This window comes from Clostridia bacterium (assembly GCA_017620395.1).
Taxonomy (GTDB): Bacteria; Bacillota; Clostridia; order Oscillospirales; family RGIG8002; genus RGIG8002.
This window is the reverse complement of record JAFZQJ010000034.1, coordinates 60,835-67,163: the sequence shown is the minus strand read 5'-3', so window position 1 is coordinate 67,163 and position 6,329 is coordinate 60,835. Positions and strand designations below refer to the sequence as shown.

6 protein-coding genes and 1 other RNA gene are annotated in these 6,329 nt (G+C 56.4%); 5 read left to right on the top strand and 2 right to left on the bottom strand.

The annotated features are described in order from the left end of the window. Positions 1-367: 367 nt before the first annotated feature. The 4 genes from J5441_07935 (at position 368) to J5441_07920 (ending at position 3,216) form a co-directional block, all read left to right on the top strand. Positions 368-688, top strand: coding sequence for a DUF1292 domain-containing protein (locus tag J5441_07935; protein MBO4935074.1), 321 nt, complete (start codon positions 368-370; stop codon positions 686-688). A 60-nt stretch (positions 689-748) separates the two neighbouring features. Further along, positions 749-927, top strand: a non-coding RNA gene (gene ssrS, locus J5441_07930) — 6S RNA. Positions 928-1,458: 531 nt separating this feature from the next. Then, the gene (gene ruvX, locus J5441_07925; GenBank protein ID MBO4935073.1) at positions 1,459-2,070 is read left to right on the top strand and encodes a Holliday junction resolvase RuvX; all 612 of its coding nucleotides are present in this window, start codon (positions 1,459-1,461) and stop codon (positions 2,068-2,070) included. A gap of 237 nt (positions 2,071-2,307) precedes the next feature. Further along, positions 2,308-3,216, top strand: a complete 909-nt coding sequence (locus tag J5441_07920) for an AraC family transcriptional regulator (protein MBO4935072.1) — start codon at positions 2,308-2,310, stop codon at positions 3,214-3,216. 444 nt (positions 3,217-3,660) lie between these two features. On the opposite strand, the gene J5441_07915 is transcribed toward J5441_07920, so the two are convergent. Beyond that, entirely contained in the window at positions 3,661-4,233 is a 573-nt protein-coding gene (locus J5441_07915) for a phosphate propanoyltransferase (protein ID MBO4935071.1), read from the bottom strand. A 95-nt stretch (positions 4,234-4,328) separates the two neighbouring features. Here J5441_07915 and J5441_07910 point away from each other — a divergent pair, with 95 nt between their 5' ends. After that, a complete protein-coding gene (locus J5441_07910; protein ID MBO4935070.1) occupies positions 4,329-5,924 on the top strand; it encodes a penicillin-binding protein 2 in 1,596 nt (531 codons plus the stop codon). Here J5441_07910 and J5441_07905 read toward each other — a convergent pair. Further along, positions 5,909-6,325 (bottom strand): transcriptional repressor, encoded by a 417-nt coding sequence (locus J5441_07905; protein MBO4935069.1) that lies wholly within the window; start codon positions 6,323-6,325, stop codon positions 5,909-5,911. The genes J5441_07910 and J5441_07905 overlap by 16 nt on opposite strands. Positions 6,326-6,329 lie beyond the last annotated feature (4 nt).

Below are 6,329 nucleotides of genomic sequence, written 5' to 3'. Positions count from 1 at the left end.
TCGGACGGTGTAAACAGTACTCTCAAAAAAATTAAGGGTTTTGTAATTGTCATAATGTTGTTTAATTTTCAAGGTCCGTGCCGGCCCCGCGAAGCACCTGCTTTTTTGGGGCAGCTTGACTATTGTATCACCGACCTACGCCGTTGTCAAGAACTTTTTTCGTATTTTTTTAAATTTTTTTCGCGAGCCGGAAAACGCCTATGTTACGCGGTTTTTTCGCGATATATATTATATATAAATGAAGGCATTTATTCACTCCGCGGCGGAAAAATACGGCGGCGATATTTTTCAATTCGGTTCATTTCCACTTGTAATTTACGTTCGCGTGTGTTAAAATACCAGCATAGACACGAAAGGAGCTAGAACAATGGCTGAAGAATTTGACGATCTGATCGTATTGACCGACGAAAACGGTGAAGAATCCACCTGGGAGCACATCGGCACTTTCGACGTCGGCGGCAACTGCTACGTCGCGATGCTTTCGCTCGACGGCTGCGACTGCGAGGACGACGACTGCGACTGCGACGATGAAGGCGAAGTCTGGCTGATGAAGCTCGTCACCGACGAGAACGGCGAACAGGCCTTCGCGCTCATCGAGGACGAAGACGAATACGACGCCGCCGCGATGGAATACACACGCATCTATGAAGAGGGCGGCTTCGACGAAGACGAGGAAGAGGAGGAATAATAATCCTCCCCTTTTCTTATAAAAACTGTTGCGGAAGACGTTTTTATCGAGTATAATATAAGTGTCCTCGCCGGACGCGACAGCATTTAAAACCTACAATTTCAATAAGGGAGACCCGACTCTCGTCTCGGATTGCAGACCTCCCGCTTTCAGCGGAAGAAGGGAGCGTGAACAGCGAGGCGGACACCCACCTGCAAATAAGCGGGTTTGAAATACGCTGTCGCGCCGCGGGGATTTTGTTTTCGGCAAAGCCGCCGAAAGCAAAATCCATATTATCATTTTATAAGGAATCTTCAAACATGACCACACGCGTTTATCTCATTCGCCACGCGCAGGCGGAGGGCAATATTCAGCGCCGCTTTCAGGGGCATACCGACGCAGGGCTCACGCCGGCCGGCGAAAAACAGCTTGAATATCTGAAGAAGCGCTGCGCGGAGTTCCGCTTCGACGCCGCCTACTCCTCCCCGCTCACGCGTGCGAAGCAGACGGCGCTCGCCGCGATCGGCGACCGCGACCTCGAACTGCGTATCGAGCCGCGGCTCATCGAGATGAACATCGGCGAGCTGGAGAACGTCCCCTACGCCGAGCTGACCGTCCGCTTCGCGGAGGATTTCCGCCTCTGGACGAACGAGCCGCACCGCTTCGCCGCGCCCGGCGGCGAAACGATGAAGCAGGTCTACGACCGCACCTACGCCGCGATAACCGACATAGTACGCGCGAACGAAGGCAAAAACGTGCTCGTCGTTTCGCACGGCTGCGCGATGCGCGCGATGCTCTGCGCGCTGAAGGGGATCGGCTTCGAGAAGCTCGGCACGATCCCTTGGTGCGACAACACGGCGATCTACATAATCGACTTTGACGAGGATCTGAAGCCCGCGTTCGTACTCGACGGCGACGTTTCGCACCTGCCGGACGAGCTGGCGACCTTCCGGCGTCAGTCGTGGTGGAAGGAATCCGCCGCGCCGACGCGTCTGCTCGGCGTCGACTACGGCGACGCGCGCACGGGGCTCGCGCTCAGCGACGAGAGCAAGACGCTCGCCTCCCCCGCCGGCACGATAAAGGAATCCGATCCGGAAAAGCTAATCGACAGGATATCCGCCTTCGCGCACGAGAACAACTGCGCGCAGATAATCATGGGGCTGCCGCTGAATATGAACGGCACGCGCGGTCCGCGCGCGGAAAAGGCGGCGGCGTTCGCCTTCGAGCTTGAAATGCGCAGCGGCATCAGCGTCTACTTCTGGGACGAGCGCCTGACCACCGTCGGCGCCGCGGCGTATATGAACGCCACCGACTTCAAAGGCAAGAAGCGCAAGGACAACATCGACACCGCATCCGCGTGTCTGATACTGCAGGGGTATCTGGATTATATAAAGAAAAGGTAAAACCGCTAAATAGCATATAGAAACGCGCCCGAAGGCGCGTTTCTTATTCTTATTTGTTCTTGACAATACATATAAAAAAGATATAATACTAATATACGTATAATACGCAAATATGACAACTTATTTCAAGTCTTTCGGGATTGTAACGAGCCTTCATTTCTCAGCACAAATAATCGGGACAGTATGCCCTCCCTGTGGTAAAATGACGGCACAGACAAGGAAAAAGGAGAAATGCACATGGATTGGGTCGCGGGAATGCAGGGGGCGCTTGACTACATCGAGGCAAATCTGACCGTCGAGATCGATTATGAAAAGGTCGCGGCGGTCGCATATTCGTCGTCTTACCATTTTCAGCGTGTGTTCGGGATCCTGTGCGGTTATACGCTCGGCGAGTATATCCGCAACCGCCGTCTTTCGCTTGCTGGCGCCGAACTGCAGGCGGACGGCGCAAAGGTTATCGACGTCGCGCTGAAATACGGCTACGACAACCCCGACAGCTTCGCCCGTGCGTTCAAAGCCTTTCACGGCGTCCTGCCGTCACAGGCACGTGACAAATCCGCTAAGCTTCGCTCCTTTTCACGCCTTGTACTGAAATTCAGTTTGGAGGGTGGAACAACCATGAACTACAGGATCGAAGAAAAGCCGGAAATGATTTTGACCGGGTTCAAAAGACATTTTACCGGCGCACCGGAAAACAGATATGAACAGGAACATGATTTCTACGTTCATTCAAGAGTCAACCAGTATTTGCTGAAAGGCGTCTGCGGCGATCGTGACAACGGTTACAGCGTAATAACGAATATCGGAGACGACGGATTTGATTTCTACATTGCGCAGCAACTTGATGAATGGTGGACGGAAAACCTCGCAAAAGGTTTAGGATATGACGAGAAAGCCAAGGAATTTGAAAAGATCGTCGTTCCGAAACAGTTGTTCGTGATCTGCGAGACCGAGAGGATGCGGTACCCTACTAACGCCATTACGGAACTTCGCCGAAAAATGGTAAGCGAGTGGCTGCCGTCGTCCGGATATCAGCTTGCAGACGCCCCGGAAATCGAAGTGACACATTGGTACTATAAAAACGGTGATGAAACTATAAGTCAGTCCAGATATATCGAGCTGTGGCTGCCGATAGAGAAAGCGTAGTTCAAGTATTTTTGCCGCCGGAATTTCCGGCGGCAAAAAAATATAAAAAACGCCGAATCAAATCCAAAATCCGCGACTTATAGGTGAAAGCTTTCAAAACAGAGGTATCCTTTATGGAAAACAAAATCACAAACTACATAGAGTAAGATTTCTATGCTATATTAAAAAAATAAATATCCCGATAGCAATAATGAATCATTCAATCGGAAACTTCCGATTAGAGCCGACGGACATACAACTAGAAGATCTATACGGGTTTATGCTAAACGAGTTTTACGATAATTCGCCAAAAGATAATAAATACTATTATACAACGCTTGATTGCCTAATTGATACCGTTGTGAAATGCGGCAAGTAGTCTAAGCTTCACTCATTGTCTAATTATTCAGTTCTACATAAAAAGTGACGCGCCAATTGGCGCGTCACTTTTTATGCTTATCCCGTTTATCCCACGATCACGCCGTAGGTCTCGCCGGCGTAGCCCATGGCGTTGGCTTCGTCGGTGTCGATGTGCATCGCCTTCTTGAAGTTCGGGCTGACGCGCACGACGACGTTGTCGAAAACGAGTCCGCGCTCACCTTCGGTCTTGACGCTGACGATCTGGCCGTTGGTCACGCCGAACTCTTCGGCATCCGCGGGAGTCAGATGGATATGGCGCTTCGCGGCGATCGCGCCTTCGGGGATGTCGATGCTGCCTTCGGGTCCGACGATGGTCACGGGCGCGCTGCCGGCGATGTCGCCGGACTCACGGACGGGCACCTTGATGCCGAGCGCTCTGGCGTCGGTGCAGGAAAGCTCGACCTGCGTCGCCTTGCGGACGGGTCCGAGGATGGATATATTCTTGAGCGTATTCTTCGGCCCGACGAGGTCGACGCGCTGCTCGGACTGGAACTGACCGGGCTGGGAAAGCTCCTTCTTAAATGTGAGCTCGGCTCCCTTGCCGAAAAGGATCTCAACGTGCTCCTGCGTCAGATGGACGTGGCGGGCGGAGGATTCGATAAGTACTGTTCTTTCCATTTATAATACTTCCTTTCGTTTTTCTTTCACCCGTTATTTTACACCATCGGCGCGTTTTTTTCAATACTCTTGAGTAAAACGGGCAAAATATTTTTATGAAGAAACGGACGCTGAAGTTTTACGCCGCGCTGATACTGATCTTCACCGCGCTCACGGTGCGGGTCTTTTTCGTCATGCGCGGAGACGACGGGCTCGCGGTGCTCTCGACGGGGCGGCGGTATTCGGTGAAACTGACGGAGCAGCGCGGGGATATCCTCGACCGCAACGGCGCGTCGCTCGTCGACGGCGAAAGCGACGTTTACGCCGTATGCGTGCCGCCGCTGAAAAGCGAATACGCCGTGAAGCGTCTGGCGGAGGCGGCGGACGTTTCGCCCGAGCGCGTTACGAAGGCGGCGGAGTCGGGGATGCCGTTCGCCTTCAAGGTCAGCGACCGCGATCTGCGGCTCGAAAACGTCGCGCTGCTCGAGGTCCCGCGCCGCTTCCCCTCCGACGGCGTGGCGGCGCACATCGTCGGCTACGTCAACGGCGACGGAAAGGGCGTTTCCGGCGTCGAGCGGGCGTTCGACGGCGTGCTCTCCGGCGGCGGGAGCGTCAACGCTTCCGTGACCGTCAGCGCGCGGGGGCGCGAGCTGACCGGCGCGGCGGTTTCGCGCGGCGGCGACGGCGGCAGGAGTGCGGTCGCGCTGACGATCGACAAAAATCTCTCGCTGATGGCGCGGGCGGCGTTCTGTTCCGTAGAGGGCAATCGGCGCGGCGCCGTCGTCGTCATGGACGTAAGCAACGGCGACCTGCTCGCCTGCGAATCCTTCCCCGACTACGACCCGAACGGCGTCGCGGAGAGTTTGACCGACGCGGACGCTCCCCTGCTCAACCGCGCCTTCGCGGCGTTCAGCGTCGGCAGCGCCTTCAAGATCGTCACCGCCGCTTCGATAATCGAGGCGGGGCTGGACGGCTTCGTTTACACCTGCCGCGGATATATCCACGTCGGCGGCAGGGACGTCAGCTGCCACAAGGACGACGGCCACGGGCGCGTGGGGCTCGCCGCCGCCTTCGCCGGCAGCTGCAACCCCTACTTCATAAAAGCGGCGCTCAACGTCGGCGCGGACGGCCTTTACGACGCGGCGGCGCGTTTCGGGATCGGACGCGCCTACCGCCTCGCCGACGGCATGGTCACGGACGCTGGCCGGCTGACTGAAAAGAGCTCGCTCGCCGCTTCCGCCGCGGTCGCGAACTTCTCAATCGGGCAGGGCGATCTCATGGTTACGCCCGTACAGGCCGCGGTGATGGTTTCGGTCGCTGCGAACGGCGGACTGCGCCCGACTCCGCGGCTCGTTACCGCGATACGCGACGAATCGGGCGACGTCGTCGAGGCGTTCGACTCCGCCGAGCCGGTGCGCGTTGTAAGCGCCGAGGTCGCGGAGCGGCTGCGGAAGCTTATGGTCAACGCGGTCGAGAACGGCACCGGCGCGGCGGCGAAACCGAAGGCCGGAGGCGCGGGCGGCAAGACCGCGACCGCGCAGACGGGCAGTTTTTCCGAAGACGGAACGCGCGTGAACAACGCGTGGTTCGCCGGATTTTACCCCGCCGAAAGCCCGCGGTACGCCATCGTCGTTATATGCGAAAACGGGAGCAGCGGCTCTCGAAGCGCGGCTCCCGTTTTTAAGCTGATATGCGATTATTTGTCTTCCTGACGGCGTTTGCACTCGCCGCAGATACCGTAGAAAACCGTCTTGTACGGGTCGACGGTGAAGTCGTGCTCGCCGTAGATGTGTTCCGCAAGCTCGGAAAGGTGGTCGCAGGTCATATGGAAGAACGCGCCGCAGTTCTCACACTTCATGTGGAAGCAGTTCTCGCTTCCGCACTCGGCGAGACGGAAGCAGGCGCTTTCGCCGTCGGCGGCGGCGTACTTCACGAGGACGCCCTCCCCCACCAGCCGGTCAAGGCAGCGGTAGACGGTCGTCAGCCCGATCTTTTCGCCGCGCGCGCGGAGCAGGTCGGTAACCTGCTGCGCGGTCATATGTCCGCCGGCGCTCTCCTTCATGCAGGCAAGCACCGATTCGCGCTGGCGCGTGTTGTAAACTCTGTTCGCCATAGTT